Source organism: Flavobacterium sp. UM26, assembly GCF_057922445.1.
Genome location: NZ_JBVHCY010000001.1, coordinates 305,084 through 327,286, shown reverse-complemented (window position 1 = coordinate 327,286; position 22,203 = coordinate 305,084). Strand labels below are relative to the sequence as shown.

General features: G+C 33.5%; 17 protein-coding genes and 1 tRNA gene. 8 read left to right on the top strand and 10 right to left on the bottom strand.

What is annotated here, in order from left to right:
* Positions 1-4: 4 nt before the first annotated feature.
* The gene (locus ACZ1AQ_RS01415) at positions 5-1,063 is read right to left on the bottom strand and encodes a Ppx/GppA phosphatase family protein (protein ID WP_489631179.1); all 1,059 of its coding nucleotides are present in this window, start codon (positions 1,061-1,063) and stop codon (positions 5-7) included.
* 204 nt (positions 1,064-1,267) lie between these two features.
* On the opposite strand from ACZ1AQ_RS01415, the gene ACZ1AQ_RS01410 reads away from it, so the two are divergent.
* Complete coding sequence (locus ACZ1AQ_RS01410; RefSeq protein WP_489631178.1) at positions 1,268-2,509, top strand: MFS transporter; 1,242 nt, start codon at positions 1,268-1,270, stop codon at positions 2,507-2,509.
* A 157-nt stretch (positions 2,510-2,666) separates the two neighbouring features.
* Here the strand turns inward: ACZ1AQ_RS01410 and tsf are convergent, their stop codons facing one another.
* The 4 genes from tsf to rplM form a co-directional block, all read right to left on the bottom strand.
* Positions 2,667-3,491 (bottom strand): translation elongation factor Ts, encoded by an 825-nt coding sequence (gene tsf / locus ACZ1AQ_RS01405; RefSeq protein WP_489631177.1) that lies wholly within the window; start codon positions 3,489-3,491, stop codon positions 2,667-2,669.
* Between the two features lie 125 nt (positions 3,492-3,616).
* Positions 3,617-4,378, bottom strand: a complete 762-nt coding sequence (gene rpsB, locus ACZ1AQ_RS01400; RefSeq protein WP_489631176.1) for a 30S ribosomal protein S2 — start codon at positions 4,376-4,378, stop codon at positions 3,617-3,619.
* A gap of 171 nt (positions 4,379-4,549) precedes the next feature.
* Positions 4,550-4,936, bottom strand: a complete 387-nt coding sequence (rpsI, locus tag ACZ1AQ_RS01395) for a 30S ribosomal protein S9 (RefSeq protein ID WP_071184711.1) — start codon at positions 4,934-4,936, stop codon at positions 4,550-4,552.
* Positions 4,936-5,391, bottom strand: coding sequence for a 50S ribosomal protein L13 (rplM, locus tag ACZ1AQ_RS01390; protein WP_489631175.1), 456 nt, complete (start codon positions 5,389-5,391; stop codon positions 4,936-4,938). Before rplM ends, rpsI begins: the two co-directional genes overlap by 1 nt.
* Positions 5,392-5,717: 326 nt before the next feature.
* Here rplM and ACZ1AQ_RS01385 point away from each other — a divergent pair, with 326 nt between their 5' ends.
* Complete coding sequence (locus tag ACZ1AQ_RS01385; RefSeq protein ID WP_489631174.1) at positions 5,718-6,743, top strand: LacI family DNA-binding transcriptional regulator; 1,026 nt, start codon at positions 5,718-5,720, stop codon at positions 6,741-6,743.
* A 57-nt stretch (positions 6,744-6,800) separates the two neighbouring features.
* Here ACZ1AQ_RS01385 and polA read toward each other — a convergent pair whose 3' ends face one another.
* Complete coding sequence (gene polA, locus ACZ1AQ_RS01380; protein WP_489631173.1) at positions 6,801-9,662, bottom strand: DNA polymerase I; 2,862 nt, start codon at positions 9,660-9,662, stop codon at positions 6,801-6,803.
* Positions 9,663-9,891: 229 nt separating this feature from the next.
* On the opposite strand from polA, the gene ACZ1AQ_RS01375 reads away from it, so the two are divergent.
* Positions 9,892-11,127 carry a metallophosphoesterase gene (locus ACZ1AQ_RS01375; protein ID WP_489631172.1) on the top strand — a complete coding sequence of 412 codons (1,236 nt, stop codon included), beginning with the start codon at positions 9,892-9,894 and terminating at the stop codon, positions 11,125-11,127.
* A gap of 71 nt (positions 11,128-11,198) precedes the next feature.
* On the top strand, positions 11,199-11,495 hold the full coding sequence (locus ACZ1AQ_RS01370) for a thioredoxin family protein (RefSeq protein ID WP_159690082.1): 297 nt from the start codon (positions 11,199-11,201) through the stop codon (positions 11,493-11,495).
* Positions 11,496-11,553: 58 nt separating this feature from the next.
* Here the strand turns inward: ACZ1AQ_RS01370 and ACZ1AQ_RS01365 are convergent, their stop codons facing one another.
* Together ACZ1AQ_RS01365 and ACZ1AQ_RS01360 are read right to left on the bottom strand one after the other, a co-directional pair.
* Positions 11,554-12,192: a polysaccharide deacetylase family protein gene (locus ACZ1AQ_RS01365; RefSeq protein ID WP_489631171.1), complete on the bottom strand. Its 639-nt coding sequence runs from the start codon at positions 12,190-12,192 to the stop codon at positions 11,554-11,556.
* Positions 12,193-12,273: 81 nt separating this feature from the next.
* A complete protein-coding gene (locus tag ACZ1AQ_RS01360) occupies positions 12,274-15,555 on the bottom strand; it encodes a glycosyltransferase family 117 protein (protein WP_489631170.1) in 3,282 nt (1,093 codons plus the stop codon).
* A gap of 237 nt (positions 15,556-15,792) precedes the next feature.
* Between ACZ1AQ_RS01360 and ACZ1AQ_RS01355 the strand changes: the two genes are divergently transcribed.
* Positions 15,793-15,863: transfer RNA gene (locus ACZ1AQ_RS01355), tRNA-Gln, on the top strand.
* A gap of 63 nt (positions 15,864-15,926) precedes the next feature.
* On the opposite strand, the gene ACZ1AQ_RS01350 is transcribed toward ACZ1AQ_RS01355, so the two are convergent.
* Positions 15,927-16,751, bottom strand: a complete 825-nt coding sequence (locus tag ACZ1AQ_RS01350; RefSeq protein WP_489631169.1) for a universal stress protein — start codon at positions 16,749-16,751, stop codon at positions 15,927-15,929.
* A gap of 186 nt (positions 16,752-16,937) precedes the next feature.
* Here ACZ1AQ_RS01350 and rimP point away from each other — a divergent pair, with 186 nt between their 5' ends.
* Genes rimP through infB form a run of 3 tightly spaced genes read left to right on the top strand, consistent with a single transcriptional unit; the run spans position 16,938 to position 21,565 of the window.
* Complete coding sequence (gene rimP, locus ACZ1AQ_RS01345; protein ID WP_489631168.1) at positions 16,938-17,402, top strand: ribosome assembly cofactor RimP; 465 nt, start codon at positions 16,938-16,940, stop codon at positions 17,400-17,402.
* Positions 17,403-17,415: 13 nt separating this feature from the next.
* Positions 17,416-18,669, top strand: coding sequence for a transcription termination factor NusA (gene nusA, locus ACZ1AQ_RS01340; RefSeq protein WP_489631167.1), 1,254 nt, complete (start codon positions 17,416-17,418; stop codon positions 18,667-18,669).
* A gap of 52 nt (positions 18,670-18,721) precedes the next feature.
* The gene (infB, locus tag ACZ1AQ_RS01335; RefSeq protein WP_489631166.1) at positions 18,722-21,565 is read left to right on the top strand and encodes a translation initiation factor IF-2; all 2,844 of its coding nucleotides are present in this window, start codon (positions 18,722-18,724) and stop codon (positions 21,563-21,565) included.
* Positions 21,566-21,649: 84 nt separating this feature from the next.
* Here infB and ACZ1AQ_RS01330 read toward each other — a convergent pair whose 3' ends face one another.
* A complete protein-coding gene (locus tag ACZ1AQ_RS01330) occupies positions 21,650-22,039 on the bottom strand; it encodes an SPOR domain-containing protein (protein ID WP_489631165.1) in 390 nt (129 codons plus the stop codon).
* Positions 22,040-22,203 lie beyond the last annotated feature (164 nt).

Sequence of the window (22,203 nt, the reverse complement as noted above, 5' to 3'; positions counted from 1 at the left end):
TTTTTTAGTAAATCTGTTTTACTCCTCTAGCATTATCGAATACATAACTTACTAACCAAGCAATTTGACCTTGTTTTGCAAAATAAATCTTTTTGTTTTTCATATCTGGAATTACTTCAAGACAAGTTTCCAAAAGGTTAAATGCTGCAATTAAGTTTTTTTGTTGGTAAGTCTTTAATACTTTTTTCTTTTCAGCATTATTTTCTGCATCCAAAACGAATCTTTGATAATTGTTTTCAGCAATAGCTTTGATGGTTAAGATATCATCATAAGTCACAGGCGTAAAGTTCTCTTCTGCTACAGTTCCATTTAGTAAAGTAAACATTGCCCATGCAGCACCACCAGAAATATAGACATTGTTTTTTTGTTGAGATTCTGGCCTGTTAGTATACATTTTTGTGAAAGTTTCACGTAATGTTGGCAAGTAATTGAACATTTCTTCGTTAAACTCGAAAACAGTTTTTTGTTTACATCTTTTGTTGATTAACTCAGTCAAAGTTACGGTTCCAATATCTGCAGAGATTGGGAAAAATACTCCAGACGAGTTGATTTCTTTTGCATATCCCCCTTTAGTATTACCACCACCGATATCAACAATTACAGAGTTTAAATAATTTTTTGGTGGAATACATCCTTTAAGTAAAAGTTTTGCTTCCAAAGAAGAAGAAATAACTTCAACATTTTTTTTGGTAAGTGCTTTTATCTTGTCTGTAAGTTCGCTTGTATTAGTAGCTAAACCAACTCCTGATGAAGCTACAATGAAAATGTTTTTATCTTCAATTTTGTATTCTGTTAGCATTTTGTTGTAGTTCAATAAAACTACAGCTACAGCACGTTCAATGTCTTCTTTGAACAAGGTACCATCTATTGATATACCTGTTGCTATACCAACATTTTCTGTCCAAAACTCTTTAACATCATAATTGTTTTTCTTCAAGTTTTCAACTTCAAGAACAGTCATTTTAACACCTTTACTTCCTATTTCTATTCCGCCATAAAGTTGTGAATAAGATGAAAAAGAAAATAAAAGAAGTGCAACAATAAAATAAAGTTTTTCTTTCATGCCATTTATAATTTGGGGTTCAGTTGCAAATCTATACTAAAAAATGAAAAATTTATCAGTTTTTTTAATTTTTATTTATCAAAAATAAGAAAACATTTTTTTTTAAAGATGTCCTGTATAATTTAACATTTCTTTGTTGCTATGGTCAAAAAAAAATCTATTTTTGCTGTTATAAAAATATTTTTTGCCCCAAAAAAAATAATTATGATAAAAAAATACCTCGACAATTTTAAAGATTTTCCAAGAGAAGTTTGGATTTTGACTTTAATCACATTTATCAACAGAGCGGGAACCATGGTAATCCCATTTCTGTCAAAGTACATGAAAGAAAATTTGCATTTTACTTATAGCCAAATTGGTTGGGTAATGGTTTTCTTTGGAATAGGTTCGATAGTAGGAACATGGTTAAGTGGTAAATTATCAGATAAAATCGGCTTTTATAAAGTTATGGTTTTTAGTTTATTTGCCAGTGGTATTGTGTTTATTTTGTTACATTATGCGACTACTTTCGAAGAGTTATGTGTAGGGATTCTTGTCCTCACAACTATTGCAGATATGTTTAGACCTGCTATGTTAGTTTGTCTTAAAACGTTTACGACAAAAGAGAATAGAGCTAGTGCTTACTCTTTGACTCGTGCTGCGGTAAATCTTGGTTTTCTTTTTGGTCCAGTTATTGGAGGTTTGATTATTATGCAATCAGGATATGAGTATATTTTTTATGCTGATGGAGCTACTTGTATTTTGGCAATTCTTGTGTTTGTTGTTTTTGTAAGAGAAAAACAATTACCTATTAAGACTGCAGCTGATAGAGCTATACCTAAAAATGTTTCAGTGATGAAAGACAGGCCATTTATGTTGCATTTGGTTATATGTTTGATAACGGGAATTTTATTTTTCCAAATATTCACTACTTTGCCTTTGTATCACAAAGAACAGTTTAACATGTCGGAGTTTGATAGCGGCTTATTGTTGAGCTTAAATGGTTTGTTAATCTTGCTTTTTGAGCTTCCTATAGTGAACTATGTTAGTAGAAATAAAATCAATAATCATAGAGTTATTTTTATTGGTTTAGTATTAATGGCGACAAGCTTTTTATTCTTGTTGTATCCATGGGAAGGGATGTTGATTCCTATGATGCTTTTCATGACTTGTGGTGTTATGTTAACGTTTCCTTTTGCAAATTCATTTGCTATGGAGAGGTCTTATGAACAGAGAGAAGGTAAATACATGGCTGCTTTTACAATGAGTTACAGTTTTGCACATATTTTGAGTGCCAAAACAGGAATGGAGATTATTCAAAACTCAGGGTATGAAACCAATTGGGTTTTTATGTCAGTTTTGGGAGTTGTAGGTTCTTTATTGGTGTTCAAGTTGTTTGCAATGGTTGAGAAAGAGGAGTTGAGTAAAGCAACGATGATTCCAGTGGAAAGCGACGATAGAAAATAATAGTTTATAATATTTATAATAAAAAAAACAGCAGTTTAACTGCTGTTTTTTTTATATCTAAAATTTAGGTAATGATGTGTTGTAAACAAAAAAAATCCCAACTTCAGAAAAGTTGGGATTTTTGTTTGAATTTACAAGAAGTAAATCGATATTTATATTATCCTAAAGCAGCTCTTTTGAAACCTGTAATTACTAAGTCTTTATCTAAAGTTTTAGCATAAGCAGCAACACTTAGTTTGCTATCTTTGATGTAATCTTGGTTTACTAAAGTATTATCTTTAAAGAAACGAGCTAATTTACCTTTAGCGATGTTGTCTAACATAGCTTCTGGTTTACCTTCTTGACGTAATACGTCTTTAGCAATTTCGATTTCTTTAGCGATAGTTTCTGCATCAACTCCTTCTTCGTTAAGAGCGATTGGAGCCATAGCAGCAGCTTGCATTGAAATGTTTTTAGCTACTTCTTCAGCACCTTCGATGTTTTTAGATAAAGCAGTCAATGTAGCGATTTTGTTACCAGCGTGGATGTAAGAACCGATGAAAGCGCCTTCTAATCTTTCGAAAGCACCAATTTCGATTTTCTCTCCAATAACTCCTGTTTGCTCAATTAATTTTTCAGCAACAGTAATTCCGTTGAAATCAGCAGCTAATAATTCTTCTTTAGTATTGAAGTTTAATGCTAAAGCAGCTAAATCTTGAGCTAATTTTACGAAAGATTCGTTTTTACCAACGAAGTCAGTTTCGCAGTTCAAAGAAACTACAACACCAGCAGTTTTATCAGCGTTTACAGCAGCGATAACTGCTCCTTCTGTAGATTCTCTATCAGAACGGTTAGCCGCTACTTTTTGTCCTTTTTTACGTAAGTTTTCGATTGCTAAATCAAAATCTCCTTCTGCTTCAACCAAGGCTTTTTTGCAGTCCATCATACCTGCACCTGTGATTGTTCTTAATTTATTTACGTCTGCAGCAGTAATTGTTGCCATAATGTTTTTATTTAAATGTTAAAAGTAAAAATTCCAATTCTCAAATCCCAAATTCCAACTTTATCAGAAAGTTAATTCTCTGATTTTGGATTTTGGAATTTAAGTTTTGGAATTTAAAATTTGATTTATTCTTCAGTTGCTGGAGCTTCAGGAGCTACTTCTTCGGTAGCAGGAGCAGCTTCAACTTCTTTCTCAGCACCTCTATCAGAAAGACCTTCAATTACAGCAGTAGTAACTAAAGATAAAATTTTCTCGATTGATTTAGAAGCATCATCATTTGCAGGGATAACATAATCTACTTCACGTGGATCAGAGTTAGTATCAACCATTGCAAAAACTGGAATGTTTAATTTTTGAGCTTCTTTTATTGCGATGTGTTCCGCTTTGATGTCTACTACGAACAATGCTGCAGGTAATCTTGACATATCTGCGATTGAACCTAAGTTTTTCTCCAATTTAGCACGAAGACGATCTACTTGCAAACGCTCTTTTTTAGAAAGGGTGTTAAAAGTTCCGTCTTTTTTCATTTTGTCGATAGAAGACATTTTTTTAACAGCTTTACGGATAGTAACAAAGTTTGTTAACATTCCACCAGGCCATCTTTCAGTGATGTAAGGCATATTTGCAGCTTTTGCTTTTTCAGCTACGATGTCTTTAGCTTGTTTTTTGGTAGCAACAAATAATATTTTTCTACCTGATGCAGCGATTTTTTTCAATGCTTCATTAGCCTCTTCAATTTTTGCTGCAGTTTTATATAGATTGATAATGTGAATTCCATTACGCTCCATATAAATATAAGGAGCCATATTTGGATCCCATTTTCTAGTCATGTGTCCAAAATGAACACCTGCTTCTAGTAATTCTTTTACTTCTACTTTGTTTGACATTTTTGTACTAGTTTACGTTCTGTTGATTATAGCAATGTACGAATGGCGATAAATCGGCTACTTACATTTAGATGCTAAACTAATTTCTCGACGCATCGAGACAACAACAACATTGTTTTTAAATTCAATAAATAAACGAAGTCTTGTACGTATTGCACAAGACAGGCAATATTAACGTTTAGAGAATTGGAATCTCTTACGAGCTTTCTTCTGACCGAATTTTTTACGTTCAACCATTCTTGGGTCTCTTGTTAATAAACCTTCTGGTTTCAATACTCCTCTGTTTTCAGCATTTACTTCGCACATTGCGCGAGCGATTGCCATTCTTACAGCTTCAGCTTGACCAGTTACACCACCTCCATACACGTTTACTTTTACGTCAAAGTTTGATGCGTTTTCTGTCATAGACATAGGTTGCAATACTTTGTACTGTAAAGTAGCTGTTGGGAAGTAAGTTGCAAATTCTTTTTTGTTTACAGTGATTACTCCTGTTCCTTCAGAAACATAAACACGTGCAACAGCGGTTTTTCTTCTACCGATTTTGTGAATAACTCCCATTACTTAAGATCGTTTAGGTTAACAGTTCTAGGTTTTTGAGCGCCTTGTTTGTGCTCTGGTCCTACAACAACATTTAAATTTCTAAAAAGTTCTGCTCCTAATTTATTCTTAGGTAACATTCCTTTTACTGCTTTTTCTACTAATAACGCTGGGTTTTTAGCTTGTAAAACTTTAGCAGTTAAAGTTCTTTGTCCTCCTGGGTAACCGGTATGACGCATGTAGATTTTGTCATCCATTTTATTTCCAGTTAGGTTAATTTTCTCTGCGTTAATAACAATTACGTTATCTCCACAGTCCACGTGTGGTGTATAACTTGGTTTGTACTTTCCTCTCAAAATCATAGCGACTTTAGAAGCAAGACGTCCTAAGTTATGACCTTCAGCGTCAACAACAATCCATTCTTTGTTTGAAGTGGCTTTCGTTGCTGAAATTGTCTTGTAGCTTAATGCGTTCACAATAATAATTTTTAATTAAACATTCCATCCCCAATAAAGGGGTTGCAAAAGTACAATTAATTATTTTAAATACAAATAGCTTAAATGATTATTTTTCACGGGTTTTAGTGTTGAATATCAATTGTATATTCTTTTTTGTGTAATTAGTCGTATCTGTTTTTGTCATTCTACCTGTTAAAATATAAATCATTGAATTTCTTTTTTTTGCGAAAAATCTGGTGGTTTGGATGCATATAAAATAAAAATAATCGTTAACTTCGCTTATTTAATGCATATAATTTAAAATTGTGTTTTTTCTTTAAAATTTCCTATTACATTTCTATCATATGAAAGCAAAAGCTACCTTAAAACAGATTGCCAAAGAACTGAATGTTTCAGTCTCTACAGTGTCCAAAGCACTTAATGATAGCCCCGAAATAAGCGAACAAACCAAAATCAAGATTAAAGAATACGCTAAGCTGAAAAATTATAAACCGAATGTTATTGGTTTAAATCTTAAAAATCGTAAAACCAAAACTATTGGTGTGATTATACCCAATATTTTGAATTCTTTTTTTGCTAAAGTGTTTAGTGGAATTGAGAAAGTTGCTGACGAAAATGGATATAACGTAATTATGTGTATTTCTAATGAATCGTTAGAAAAAGAAGCTCATACATTGGAAATGCTTAGCAATGGTACAATTGATGGTTTTGTGTTGTCAATTTCAGAAGAAGCACAAAAAGAACACGAGTACAATCACTTTAAGGAGATTATAAGTGAAGGCACTCCAATTGTTTTATTTGACAGGACTACTGATGAATTAGATTGCGATAAAGTGATTGTGGATGATTTTGATTCGGCTTTAGATTCTACTCAATATTTAATTGATTCAGGTTGTAAAAATATCGCTCTTATTTCGACTATTGACAATTTGAGTATTGGTAAATTGCGTTTAGAAGGCTATTTACAAGCGCTAAAAAATAACAATTTGCCTATCAATGAGAATATTATTTTGAGAACCGATTCTAGCGAAGGACTTAATGAAAAAGTAGAAGCGATTTATGCCAATAATACTATTGACGGTGTTTTTGCTTTAGCTGAAGATGAATCCGTTGCTGCTTTGAAGTTTGGTTTGAAGAAAGGATTGCGAATTCCTGAGGAGTTATCAATTATTGGCTTTGCTGATGGAATCCTTGCTTCAAGACGTTTGTCTCCAAGTTTGACCACAGTAAGTCAGCATGGTGTTGAAATTGGTGAAGTAGCTGCTCAATTATTAATCGATCGTCTGGAGTCTAAAGAAGATCATTTACCTTATCAAACCAAAGTAATTAAAACAAAACTAAAAGAAAGAGAATCTACTCGTTTAAACTAATCTCTTAAAATTATAGAAAAAAGGCTCGTAACAAAATAGTTACGAGCCTTTTTTATTCTAATGAGCTTCAAGCCAATTTTTACCTAATCCAATTTCAACTTCTAAAGGAACTGCCATTTTGAAGGCGTTTTCCATTTCGTGTTTGATCATTGGTTGTATTTTTTCAAGTTCCGAATTGTGTACGTCAAACACCAATTCGTCATGAACTTGTAATAACATTTTGGATAGCCAATTTTCAGTTGTGAGTTTTTTATGAATATTAATCATAGCAATTTTGATGATATCGGCTGCGGAACCTTGTATTGGTGCATTGACAGCATTTCGTTCTGCACCACCACGAACAATGGCGTTGGCAGAATTGATGTCTTTTAAATAACGTCTTCTGCCTGAAATGGTTTCTACATAGCCGTTTTCTCTGGCAAAATCAACCTGTTCTTGTATGAATGATTTTAATCTTGGATAGGTTTTGTAATAGGCTTCAATCAAATCAGCACTTTCTTTTCTAGATAAATTAGTTTGATTGCTCAAACCAAAAGCCGAGACACCATAGATTATTCCGAAGTTGACCGTTTTAGCATGACTACGTTGTTCTTTGGTTACTTCTTCTAAAGGAACATTGAATACTTTGGCGGCCGTACTTTTATGGATGTCTTCTTTGTTTTGAAAGGCTTTAATCATATTTTCTTCCCCACACAAAGCAGCGATAATGCGCAATTCTATCTGGGAATAATCCGCAGAAAGTAGTGTGTAATTTTCATCACGTGCAATAAATGCTTTTCTGATTTGTCGTCCTCTTTCGGTACGAATGGGAATGTTTTGTAAGTTAGGATTGTTGGAACTCAAACGACCAGTTGCGGCAACGGTTTGCATGTAATCGGTATGCACTCTTCCTGTTTCTTTATCTACTTGGTTGGGTAAGGCATCAATGTAAGTACTTTGCAGTTTTACCATTTGACGCCATTCGAGTATATCGCGAACAATTTGGTGTTCATTGGCTAAATAAGATAAAACTTCTTCACCTGTAGCATATTGTCCTGTTTTGGTTTTCTTTTGTTTAGCCCCTCCAATTTTTAGCTTATCGAATAATATATCGCCTAATTGTTTAGGAGAAGCCAAATTGAATTTCTCACCCGCTGTTTCATAAATTTGCTGTTCGAAGGTATCGATTTCTTTTTGCATATCAATCGACATGTTTTTTAGGAAATCAACATCCAAATTGATACCTTCTTTTTCCATATCAGCCAATACTTGTACTAATGGAATTTCGATCTCATCAAACAACTTTTTGGTGCCTACTTTTTCTAAAATTGGTTGAAAATGCTCCTTCAATTGAAAAGTGATATCAGCATCTTCGGTGGCATATTCTTTAATCGCTTCCAACTCTACTTGGCGCATTGATAATTGGTTCTTTCCTTTTTTGCCAATTAAGGTTTCAATAGATTTTGGGCTGTATTTTAGATAGGTTTCAGATAAAATATCCATATTGTGTCGCATATCTGGATTAATCAAATAATGCGCAATCATGGTATCAAACAGTTTTCCTTTGACTTGAATGTTATAATTGGATAGAATTTTTAAATCATATTTCATATTTTGACCAATCTTCTCAATGGTTTCATTTTCGAAAAAAGGAATAAATTTTTCAATTAATTCTTGAGCTTCTTCTTGATTTTCTGGAAAAGGAACGTAAAAGCCTTTGCCTTTTTCCCATGAAAAAGATAAACCAACTAATTCTGCATTCAAAGCATCGATTCCTGTAGTTTCAGTATCAAAACATACAGAAGTTTGTTGTAATAAATTTTGAAGTAATAATTTTACTGGAAAATCTCCTTGAATGATTTGGTAGAAATGAGGAGTGTCTTCGAGTGTTTGGTAAAACTTATTTAAACCATTTTCGTTGCTATTCTCATCATCAGAGAATCCAAACAAATCCATTTGGTTTTCAGCAGATTTTTTTGACGCAGTCTTTTTTGAAGCTGTTGGATTCGTTTCATTTCCATCTCCATTTCCATCTATTTCGTCATATTCTTTTCCTGTGCCAAAGAGTTTATCGAATTGTGTTTTCATTTGACGGAATTCCAATTCTTGAAACAAAGCATCCGTTTTTTCTACATCAGGTTTAGACAATTCATAATCTAGAGCATCAAAAGTAACAGGACAATCGAGTAGGATAGTGGCTAGTTTTTTAGATAAAATTCCTAATTCTTTATTGGCTTCAATTTTTTCTTTCATCGCCCCTTTAAGTTGATGTGTATTGGCCAACAAGTTTTCTAAGGTGCCATATTCGGCCAAGAATTTCTTAGCTGTTTTTTCTCCAACTCCTGGGAGTCCTGGAATGTTATCCGCAGAGTCACCCATCATTCCCAAAAAGTCTATCACTTGTTCTGGTCGTTCAATTTCAAATTTAGCCAAGACCTCTGGAATTCCCCATATTTCAATGTCATTCCCCATTCGAGCAGGTTTGTACATAAAAATATTTTCGGATACCAATTGTGCAAAATCCTTATCAGGTGTAACCATAAATACTTGATAACCTTCTTTTTCAGCTTGTTTGGCTAAAGTTCCAATAAGGTCATCTGCTTCAAAACCTGCTTTTTCTATAATTGGAATATGCATTGCCTTTAACAATTCCTGAATGTAGGGAACTGCAATTTTTATTGCTTCGGGCGTTTCGTCACGATGGGCTTTATATTCTTGATACATTTCATAACGATAATCACTACCACCTTTGTCAAAAGCTACTGCCAAGTGATCGGGTTTTTCTCTTCGGATAACATCCATCAAAGAGTTCATGAATCCCATAATAGCCGAGGTATCCATTCCTTTGGAGTTGATTCTAGGATTTTTGATAAAAGCATAGTAGCCACGAAAAATTAGTGCGTAGGCATCTAAAAGGAAAAGTCGTTTTTGAGTAGACATGTATTTTGTATCTAAAATTTGAAAGGGTAAAAATAAACAAAGCAATTTGATTTTGTTCATTGCATATCTTCAAACTCCTGCTTTTGCTCAAAATAATTACTTCTATAGGTTGGAAATTAAATAATTGAAGAAGTTGTATACTGGTTTTTTCTAAAACATAAGTTAAAAATTGACTCATACAAGTCGTTGCGACTACTTTCTTTGTTAATTTGTGCTAAATTTTTGAAATATGATTTTTCGCTTTTTAGTTTTTTTATTGGTTTTGGCGCTTATAGAGATGTATGCTTTTCAGGCATTCAAAACAATACTAAAGAACAGGACTTTTTTATGGATTTATGCGGTGCTTAGTTTTGCATTGCTGATTTACATAATATATGGTTTCACTCAATTTGATCGTTCTGTTGGGCAAACACAAGCAAGTCTTCGCACAATGGGATTAATGTTGTTGGTTTATGTTCCGAAAATTTTGATTACTCTTATTTTATTAGGAGAAGATGTGTTTAGAATTTTGATAGGTGTGATTAATCATTTTGTAGATAATGATAACGACGTTGCTTTTCTGCCCTCTCGGAGAAAATTTGTTAGCCAGCTTGGTTTAGGTTTGGCGGCAATTCCATTCTTATCATTGATTTATGGAATTTTTGAAGGAAAGTATAATTTTAAAGTAATCAAACAAGCTGTTTTTTTTCCAGATTTACCTGATGCTTTTGACGGGTTTACAATTACTCAAATTTCGGATGTGCATAGTGGGAGTTTCGATAATCCAGATAAAATTGAATATGCAATCGATTTGATCAATCAACAAAAAACGGATTTGATATTGTTTACGGGTGATATTGTTAATACCCATGCAAAAGAGATGCATCCTTGGATTACCACTTTTAACAAAATAGAAAAACATCCTTTCGGGAAATATGCAGTATTAGGTAACCATGATTATGGAGAGTATGTTACTTGGAAAACAAAAGAAGAAAAAGCTCAAAATTTTGAAGCCATAAAAGAATTGTATGGACAAATAGGTTTTACTCTTTTGTTAAATGAGCATACTTTTATTGAAAAAGACGGACAAAAAATTGCTTTAGTTGGTGTAGAAAATTGGGGCCAAAATTTCAAACAAGCTGGAGATTTGAACAAAGCATCAGCTGGCTTAAATAGGACTGATTTCAAAATCCTTATGAGCCATGATCCAAGTCATTGGGAACATGTGGTGAAAAATGACGATAAGCATTTTCATCTTACGCTTTCTGGCCATACCCATGGTATGCAGTTTGGTATAGAAATTCCGGGTTATTTTAAATGGAGTTTAGCACAATATGTTTACAAACAATGGGCTGGTCTATACGAAAATTTAGGAAGATACGTTTATGTTAACCGAGGTTTTGGATTTCATGCTTATCCAGGAAGAGTTGGTATTATGCCGGAAATAACTGTTATTCAACTAAAAAAAGGAGAAAATCGAGCGTAATTAGTTAAAAATGCTATATTTGCATCGTAATATCTCTCTAATAAGTATTATAAATTAAATATTTTGGTTTTATGTCAAAATTTGGAGAACTTATAAATGCACAAGTTCCTGTGTTAATTGATTTTTACACAGATTGGAACGAATCTTCAGTTTCGATGCATCCAGTTATAAAAGATGTGGCTGCTGCGCTTGGCGATAAGGCCAAGGTTATTCGAATTGATGTTGATAAAAATCAAGAATTAGCCGAAGTTTTACGAATCAAAGGATTACCCACTTTGATGATTTACAAGGAAGGGGTAATGATGTGGAGGCAGTCTGGGGAATTAGATGCTAATACAATTATAGGTTTGGTGCAGGAGCAAATATAGATTTAGTACCCAAGGCAACCTTATATTAAATAATTTAACGGATTTACATTTGGAATCATTAACTTAAGATTTCAAATCTGAATCCGTTTTGTTTTAAGTATTCTATAGCTTTTGGAAGTGAATATTTCAGGTTTTTGGAAGCTTTTAAGCTATCATGAAAAACAATAATACTTCCTGACTGAACAGAAGAAATTACATTGTTTAGACATTTTTCAGGTGTGATTCGTGTATCAAAATCAGCACTAAGTACATCCCACATAATAATTTTATATCCTAACTCTTTAATTTTTTTTGCTTGCTCTTTTTTGATTTTCCCATAGGGTGGTCTGAAGAGATATGATTGCTTATTGGTTTTTGCGGCAATCACGGCTGCACATTTTTGGGTGTTTTCTAAATAAACTTCTTTGGTGTTTTTCCAACCGTTATAGTGATCATGGGTATGATTGCCTATGGCATGTCCGTCTTCAATTATTTGTTTAAAAAGGTCTGGTGCTGTTAGAATGTTTTTGCCAATGCAGAAAAATGTGGCTTTTATGTTTTCTTCGTTTAACAAATTTAGAACCCAATCTGTTACTTCGGGTGTGGGCCCATCATCAAAAGTTAAATAGATACAATTGTTTTTATTGGGAACATCCCAAATATAATTGGAAAAATACTTTTTGATTAGAGAGTTAGTTTTGATCCAATAGAATGACATACTTTCTTTTTTTTTAATTTAAAGATAAAAAAAATGTAGCATAACCAGTTATGCTACATTTATCAAAAAGTGTTTTTTATATTATTCTTTTTCTCTTCCGAATCTTTCGAAGATAGTTACATAAGTATTGAATTGAGTTTTGTTTTTATTATAAAAATCTATATCTCCGCTTTCTTTCATTACTAATAATAAACTGCGATAACGTTCTATATCTGTAATAATATCTATGGCGATATCTGATTGATCAGAGGGAGGTAAGGTACTATAATATTTGAGGTTTTCTTTGTACTTTCCTATTAGTTTGGTTAATAAATCTTGAGCTTTCGCTTTTTCGTTGATGTCATAGTATCCTTTAGCAAAAGGTTCTACTAGTGAATAGTAACCAAATTTGTCTAATGGCATTTTGGTCATGGCTAGTTCAATGATGTTTCTTGCTTTGTCTTTTTTACCTTCTAAAATTAATTTATTCATTAATCTTGATAGGTAAGAACGATATGTTATACTGTTTTTTCTGGTTTCTGGATCATGATAGATAGTGAGGCTTTCGCTATTTCCCCAATCCCATTTCATCACATTTCCATACATTTTGTCAGTGTCAATTCCTCCCATTTCTAATGGACTCGCATCTTTTGGTATTTCGGTTTTGATAGGCACTAATTTGTAAGTCATTCCGTCTAATTGAAGGTAGTTTTTCATCCAAAGAAAATCTTCATCGTCATAAGCGCCGCCGCTAAAATAAATAGGCCTTTTCCAGTTGTTGTTGGCAATTAAATCAAGCATCATCAATCGGTTTTTGTATAAGGCACGACCTTTTATATCGATATCAATATAGGGGACTATTGAGTCGTATTGTTTTGGTGATACGACTTTGTTTTTGATAACGGCTTCTTTGTCAACGGCAAGTCTGATTTTGTTGGTAGGATAAAAATGTATAGACTGACCATTATCCATTTCTACAATTGATTTTGGATTTTTAATAAATGTAATCATGTCTTTGATATCCCATCTGTTTTCAATTTTTGGGATATGCGCTACATAATCTAATTTATCACCCACATAGTCTTCATGGTTAAAAGATATAGGTAGTGGTTCTGATTCGTATGCTTTTCTTTTCATTTGATCAATATACCAATCGGTCATAAAAAGACTAGTGTTTACAATTCGGATATCGGTTCGTACTTTTTCAATTTCTTGGGCATACCATAACGGGAATGTATCATTGTCTCCAATAGTGAACAAAATAGCATCTTTATCGCACGAATTTAGGTAAGCCTTTGCCATTGCAACTGCTGTGTATTTGTTCGAACGATCATGATCGTCCCAGTTTTGAGAAGCCATTAATACAGGAGCAGCTAATAAACTTCCGGCTATAAGTATGGGGCCAGCAATTTTTGGGGCTAAATATTTTTGCAAACTTTCATAAAGAGCGTAAACTCCAAATCCAATCCAAATTGCAAAAACATAGAAAGATCCCACTAAAGCGTAATCTCTTTCTCGAGGTTCAAATGGGCGTTCGTTTAAGTAAATTTTTAGTGCAAAACCTGTAAACAAAAACAAAGTCAAAAGAACATAAAAACTTTTTAGGTCTTTATTGGCATGATACATCAAGCCGATTAAGCCAAGAATGAAAGGTAAAAAATAATAAGTGTTTCTTCCTTTATTATTTAATACGTCCGAAGGTAGATTTTCTTGTGATCCTAGATGTATAGAATCCATAAAAGAAATCCCGCTAATCCAGTTTCCATCTAGATTGTCGTATTTTCCTTGAACGTCATTTTGTCTTCCAACAAAATTCCACATCAAGTATCTCCAATACATATACCCAAATTGATATTCAAACATGAAACTAAAATTATCTACAGTAGTTGGTTTGTCAACAATTAAATAGTCACCATAGCTTTTTAGGAATTTGATATATCCGCTATTATCAATTTGTTTCTGTGCATAAGCACTTCTAAACTCTGCTACAATTTTTTCAATTTCGTTACGTACTTGTGCAGTAGCTTTGTTTAAATCTTCCTCGCTTAATTGACTTGGGTCAATACCATATTTTACTAAATCTTCTTCATAAGGATAATCAGGATTTAGTCTAAAAGCGGGAGGGTTTGTAAAATTGATGTAATTTTCAATATGGTCAGCGCTTCTCATACGTGGCAAAATAGTTTTGTGTCTGTCATCACTATTTTGTTCTGCATTTTTAAAGTTGTTTACAATTACATATTTTCCGCTTTTGTAATCTCTTTCGTAATTAGGTGCTTTGTCTAAGTATGGATTGTTTGGGTCAAGTCCAGCAAAGGCTTCCGTATATTGTGATCCATAAAACAAGGGGCTTGCTCCATATTGCTCTCGATTGTAATAAGCTAATACTTCTCTGGCGTCGGATGGTTTATTTTCGTTGATTACAACATTAGCATTGGCACGGATAGGCAACATCATCCAAGTTGAGAAACCAATTAAAATAAATAAAATGCAAAGAATTATGGTGTTGTAGAAAACCAATCCCTTTTGTCGTGTGTATTTTAGACCAAAGTAAAAGAATAATCCAAAAAGTAAGGCTACAAAAATAGTCCCTGAATCAAAGGGTAATCCAAGTGAGTTAACCATGAAAACTTCTGTTTTTCCAAAGAATGCCATGGTTAGTGGAAGAAGTAATTTAAAAATGAATAACAATACAGATATTACGACAATATTAGCAATAATGAAATTTTTAATGGTTACTTTTTCGTAATGTTTGAAATAGTATAAAAAACCGATTGCTGGAATAGTTAGTAATGCCATAAAGTGGACGCCAAATGATAGCCCAATTACTAATGATATAATAAGGAGCCATTTGTTGCCTTTTGGTTTGTCCATATCTTGTTCCCAACGTAAACCTAACCAAAATAATAAAGCTATTAGCAAAGAAGCCATTGCATATACCTCTGCTTCGACAGCATTGTACCAAAAACTATCAGAAAAAGTATAGGCTAGTGTACCTACAAAAGAACTTCCTAAAATAACTATATTGTTGTTAGTGTTAATTTCGGAAACGCGAGCGATAATTTTTTTCAAAATCATCGAGCTTGACCAAAACATAAATAGTATTGTAAATGCACTTGAAAATACGGATAGCATGTTTACCATTAGAGCGATATGTTGATTGTCTGTGGCAAACATGGCAAAGAATGCGCCCATCATTTGAAAAAGAGGGGCTCCAGGCGGGTGACCAACTTCAAGTTTAGCAGCGGTTGCAATGTATTCTCCACAATCCCAAAAACTCATTGTGGGTTCTACGGTTAGAGAATAAGTGATTAAAGCAATCCCAAATGCAATCCATCCTAAAATTGTATTCCATTTATTATAGTTAAAAGTGGTCTTATCCATGTATTTTTTGAGGTTTTAATTTCAATTACAAAGAAAATGTTTTTTTATGTAACCTAACAAGCATTAACACTATTTTCTGTAAATGTATTAGGTTTATGCAATTTTCTGAAAACTAGTATTTTCCGTGTTTATGCGCTTTGAGCGGTAATTTTTTTTCATTTTTTTTAAATAAAATTGCATCAAAAATTTGTGAAACTTATTTTTTGTATTACATTTGCACTCGCAAAACAATAGCAATGGTCTATGGTGTAATGGTAACACTACGGTTTTTGGTGCCGTCTTTCTAGGTTCGAGTCCTAGTAGACCAACAAAAAAGCCTCTCATTCGAGAGGCTTTTTTTTTATGCCTCATTTTCATGAGGCATTTTTTTGTTATAGTTTAAAAGTTAAAACGGGTTTTTGAGTGTGGTTTACTATATCTTCTGTGATACTTCCGTTGAAAAAATGTGATAAACCTGTTCTGCCATGTGTGCAAATTCCAATTAAGTCGGCATTGATTTTATTGGTAAAGTTCAGTATTCCTTTTTCTACATTGGAGTCATTATAAATGGTGATGCTAAAATTTGTCAGGTCAAATTCATGTGCAAAAGCCTCCATTGTTGCAGTGGCAACAGCTGTAGTTTTGAAACTATTAGGGGTGCATATGGTCACCAAGTTGATTTTTGCATCCAATTTATTGGCTAAATCTTTCAGTTTTGCAAAAGGTTGTTTTGTTTCGTTTGAGAAGTCTGAGGCGAATACAATTTCTTTTGGGTCAAACACCCCTTCGTCTTTTTTGATTACTAATACAGGAATTTCAGAAAGGCGTACTACTTTTTCTGTGTTTGAGCCAATAAAGATTTCTTCTACTCCCGAAGCACCATGTGATCCCATCACGATAAGATCGACATTGTTTTTTTTGGTAAACTTAAGTACTCCGTCAAATGCTTTTTCAAACTGAATGAATTCGGTTACTTCGATGCCGTCAAGATATGGGCGATCAAAAATTTCTGCAAATGTATCTTTTGCTTTTTGAATAAAAAACATCACTTCTGGAATGCTTTTTCCGGTAGAAATTGCGTCACTCATTTGGTTAGGAAGCTCTAACATGTGAAGGAGTTGGATTTCAGCATTGTGTTTTTTGGCTAATTGGGCAGCGGCTTTTAATGCGTTTTCGGCATAAATTGAAAAATCGGTTGGGACTAAAATCCGTTTCATGATTAGTTTGGGGTTTAATTGTGAGAAATTCCTTTATTTAAAAGGTTATAGTAAAGATAAGATTTTTTTTTACTGCAATCAAATAAAATGATTTGTAAAAAAACACTATATTTGCAGCGTTATTTATTAAAAGTTAAGTAATGAGGGGACATTAGTCCCCTCTTTTTATAAAATAGTTATAAAAATATGACATTTAAAGAAAAAGTAAATGCACTAGTTGAAGAAGCTTTGTCAGAAAGACCATCTGTTTTTTTGATTGATTTGACTATAACTGATGCATTTAAAATAATCGTTTCGCTAGATGGGGATTATGGTGTGGCATTACAAGACTGCATTGATATTAGCCGTGCTATTGAAAGTAACTTAGATCGTGAAGAACAAGATTTTTCTTTGGAAGTTGCTTCAGTGGGTGTGGGTTCACCACTAAAAATGATACGTCAGTATAAAAAAAATGTAGGGAGAACATTGATTGTTAAAACAGGAACCGAAATTATTGAAGCAGAATTAGTTGAAGCTAACGATGTTTTTATAATTTTGTCTTGGAAAGCAAGAGAGCCCAAAAAAGTTGGAAAAGGAAAGGAAACCGTTCAAAAAGAACTTCAGTTGCCTTATACAGATATTAAAGAAGCAATTGTTACAGTAACATTTTAATTAGAGAATTCGCATGGAAAATTTAGCATTAATCGAATCATTTTCAGAGTTTAAAGATGATAAGCTTATTGATCGTGTAACGCTTATGGCAATTTTAGAAGATGTATTTAGAAATGCCTTGAAAAAAAAATATGGGTCTGATGAAAATTTCGATATCATCATTAATCCTGACAAAGGAGATATGGAAATTTGGAGAAGAAGAGTGATTGTTGCCGATGAAGACTTGGATTTTGAAAATGAAGAGATTACTTTGACTGAAGCACGAAAAATAGAGGCAGATTTTGAAATTGGAGAAGAAGTTTCGGAGGAAGTGAAATTAATCGATTTGGGAAGACGTGCCATATTGGCTTTGCGTCAAAATCTTATCTCGAAGATTCATGAACATGATAATACAAATCTTTACAAGCAATTTAAAGATATTATTGGTGAAATATATACAGCAGAGGTACATCATGTTCGTCCAAGAGTTGTAATTTTGGTGGATGATGAAGGAAATGAAATTGTATTGCCAAAAGAAAAACAAATTCCTTCGGATTTCTTCAGAAAAGGCGATAATGTTCGAGGAATTATTGAAAGTGTGGAGTTAAAAGGCAATAAGCCGCAAATTATTATGTCTAGAACTTCTGAGAAGTTTTTAGAAAAATTGTTTGAACAAGAAATTCCAGAGGTTTTTGATGGATTGATAATGGTGAAAAATGTGGTGAGAATTCCTGGAGAGAAAGCCAAGGTTGCTGTTGATTCTTATGATGATAGAATAGATCCTGTAGGTGCTTGTGTTGGAATGAAAGGATCACGAATCCACGGAATCGTTAGAGAGTTAGGTAATGAGAATATTGATGTAATCAATTACACTAATAATATTCAGTTGTACATCACAAGAGCATTGAGCCCTGCAAAAGTGTCTTCTATTAAAATTAACGAAGAGACTAAGCGCGCTGAAGTGTTTTTGAAATTAGAAGAGGTTTCTAAAGCTATCGGTCGTGGAGGACACAATATTAAGTTAGCAGGTATGCTTACGGGTTATGAATTAGATGTAATTCGCGAAGGAGATATTGCTGGTGCTACAGCTGATGAGGACGATGTTGAATTGACTGAGTTTTCAGATGAAATAGAAGATTGGGTAATAGAAGAGTTTGCAAAAATTGGTTTAGATACTGCAAAAAGTATTTTGAAACAAGAAGTAGACGATTTAGTTAGAAGAACAGATCTAGAAGAAGAAACAATTTTAGATGTAATGAGAATTTTGAAAGAAGAATTCGATAGTTAAATCTATATTCTTCTAACAACACAACAAAAAAAGATAATAATAAAAAGGTTTTATGTCTGAAGAGAGAATAATAAGAATAAACAAAGTTTTAAGGGAATTGAATATTTCTTTAGAAAGAGCTGTGGATTATCTTAAGGATAAAGGAATTGCAATTGAGTCTAATCCAAACACAAAAATTTCTGAAGATGTATACAATGTCTTGTGCGGTCAGTTTGCTGGTGACAAAGGGAATAAAGAGGCGTCGAAAGAAGTAGGAGAGGAAAAAAGGAAGGAAAAAGAAGCGTTACGCATTGAGCGTGAAAAAGAAATCGAAAACAAACGCAAAGCAGACGAAGAACGTTTAAGACAACAAGAAATCATCAAAGCAAGAGCTGTGGTTACAGGTCCTGTGCAAGTAGGTAAAATTGATCTTAATCCAAAAAAAGCTACTCCAGTTTCTAATCCGAATGTTGCTGTAGAAAAGCCTGAAGTTCCAACAGTAAAGGCGGCTGAACCTGTTACTGAAACTAATTCAATTTCTTCAGAAAAATCTTCAATAGATCAGTCGGTGGCTAAATCAATTACGGAAAGTAAAGAAAAAGAGGTAACGCCAGTTGTTGAAAAAAAGCCTTCAGCTTCTGTTGCTCCTGTTTCAGATGAGCCAGTCGAGGAAACCATTACAACTCAATACCAAAAGTTGTCAGGAACCACGCTTACAGGTCAAATTATTGATTTGTCACAATTCAATAAGCCAAAAAAGAAAAAAGAAGACCCAAAAATTACTCCAAATAAACCTGGTGTTCCTGGGGTAGCTGGAGCAAACAATATAAACAAGAATAAACGTAAAAGAATAGCGCCTAAGCCAGGTGCACCTAAGCCGCCATCAACACCAGGCGCTCCAAATCCTAATAAAATTACTCCTAATTCTGGAGGAGGATTTAATGCAAATAGAAGTGCGAGACCAGGATTTGTAAAAGGAAATCGCCCTGCTATTGTGGCCAAAGTTGAGCCAACAGAAGAAGAGGTGAAAAATCAAATTCGTGAGACTCTTGAGAAGCTACAAGGAAAAGGTGGAAAATCTAAAGCTGCTAAATACCGTAGAGAGAAAAGAGAAACACATCGTCAGAAATCAGATGATGAGCAAAGAGCATTAGATGAAGGAAGTAAAACACTCAAGGTAACTGAGTTTGTAACTGTTGGTGAAATTGCAATTATGATGGATGTGCCAATTACTAAAGTTATTGGTACTTGTATGTCTCTTGGAATTATGGTTACTATGAACCAGCGTTTGGATGCGGAAACCTTGACAATTGTTTGTGATGAATTTGGATATGAAGTAGAATTTATTACAGTTGATATTGAAGAAGCAATACAAGTAGTAGAAGACAAAGAAGAAGATTTGGTAACTCGTGCACCAATTGTTACGGTTATGGGTCACGTTGATCACGGTAAAACATCTTTGTTAGATTATATTCGTAAAGAAAATGTAATCGCTGGAGAATCTGGTGGTATCACGCAGCACATTGGAGCTTATGGGGTAACTTTAGATAACGGACAAAAAATTGCTTTCTTAGATACACCAGGTCACGAAGCATTTACTGCTATGCGTGCACGTGGAGCTCAAGTTACAGATATCGCAATTATTGTAATTGCAGCTGATGATGACATTATGCCGCAAACGAAAGAGGCTATTTCTCATGCTCAAGCTGCAGGTGTGCCGATTATATTTGCTATTAATAAAATTGATAAGCCAAATGCTAATCCAGATAAAGTTAAAGAAAGATTAGCTGGTATGAACCTTTTGGTTGAAGACTGGGGTGGAAAAATCCAATCTCATGATATATCTGCTAAATTAGGTACTGGAGTAAAGGAATTGCTCGAAAAAGTATTATTAGAAGCTGAGATTTTAGATTTAAAATCAAATCCAAACAAGCCTGCGCAAGGAACTGTTGTAGAAGCATTTTTGGATAAAGGAAAAGGATATGTTTCTACAATCTTAGTACAACATGGTACTTTAAGAGTGGGAGATTATATGTTGGCAGGTAAGCATCATGGAAAGATTAAAGCGATGCATGATGAACGTGGTCATGTGGTAAAAGAAGCTGGTCCTTCAACACCTGTCTCTGTTTTGGGGCTTGATGGTGCAGCAACAGCTGGTGATAAGTTTAATGTTTTTGAAGATGAAAAAGAAGCTAAACAAATTGCAGCGAAACGTTCTCAGTTAATGCGTGAGCAATCAGTAAGAACACAACGTCATATTACATTAGACGAAATTGGTAGAAGAATTGCTTTAGGTCAATTTAAAGAATTGAATATTATTCTCAAAGGAGATGTTGATGGTTCTGTTGAAGCCTTGTCTGATTCCTTCTCTAAATTATCTACCGACGAAATTCAAATTAATATTATACATAAAGGGGTTGGGGCTATTACTGAAACTGACGTAATGCTTGCTTCTGCCTCGGATGCAATTATTATTGGATTTAACGTTCGTCCTGCTGGAAATGCAAGACAGCTTGCAGATAAGGAAGAAATCGACATTCGTTACTACTCTATCATTTATGCCGCAATTGACGACTTAAAAGACGCTATGGAAGGTATGTTGGCTCCTGAGATGAAAGAAGAAGTTTTAGGAACTGCTGAAATTAGAGAAATATTCAAAATATCTAAAGTTGGTTCTATTGCTGGTAGTATGGTAATGGATGGTAAGATTACCAAGAATGCCAAAATTAGAATTATCCGTGAAGGTGTAGTTGTTTTCGAAGGGGAGCTTTTAGCGTTAAAACGTTTTAAAGATGACGTGAAAGAAGTTGCAAAAGGATATGATTGTGGTATTCAAATTAAAGGATTTAACGACATTGAAGAGCGAGATATTATTGAAGCTTATCATGAAGTAGCCATAAAAAAGAAATTGAAATAATTTTACACAAAAAAGCCTCAATAATTTGAGGCTTTTTTTATGGATACTTCTAAGTAAATAATATAGATTTTTCTTGTTTACTATTTATTTTGAAGGTTTTATCAAAAGGATGTTTTTATATCTTTTTTGAAATTCGATAAAATTTCTCTCTGCTTCCATTCTTGTTCTGTAATTGCCAACCCATACTTTGTAATTTGGGGTCTGAAAAATTATGGTTGCATCAACATTCTTATACTCCAATTTAAAATCGGTTAGTGTTTTTTTTGCTAGCTCACTATTTCCACTAAAAATCTGAATTTTGTATCGATCGTTTATTGATAATGTGGAGTTTATTTTTCTTTTTTCATTCAATAGTTGTTCGACTTTTGGGTCTTGATTTACTACTAAATTTTTATTTTGCCCATGCATTTTCGCTATCGATGTAGTTATTGTGATTGCGACGATTAGGGCAGTATTGGCTGGTAAAATTTTCATAACTAATTGGTTTTTATGCAAAAGTAATATTTAATTGGAATATCATGCTTTCAATTATTATTTAGAATGGATATAAATTGTATTTAAGGTTATTTTAAGGTTTTGTGAATAGTTCTTAAAGTGTATTTTTGTCGAATATTTTAAAGAAGGTGATTTTTGTCATA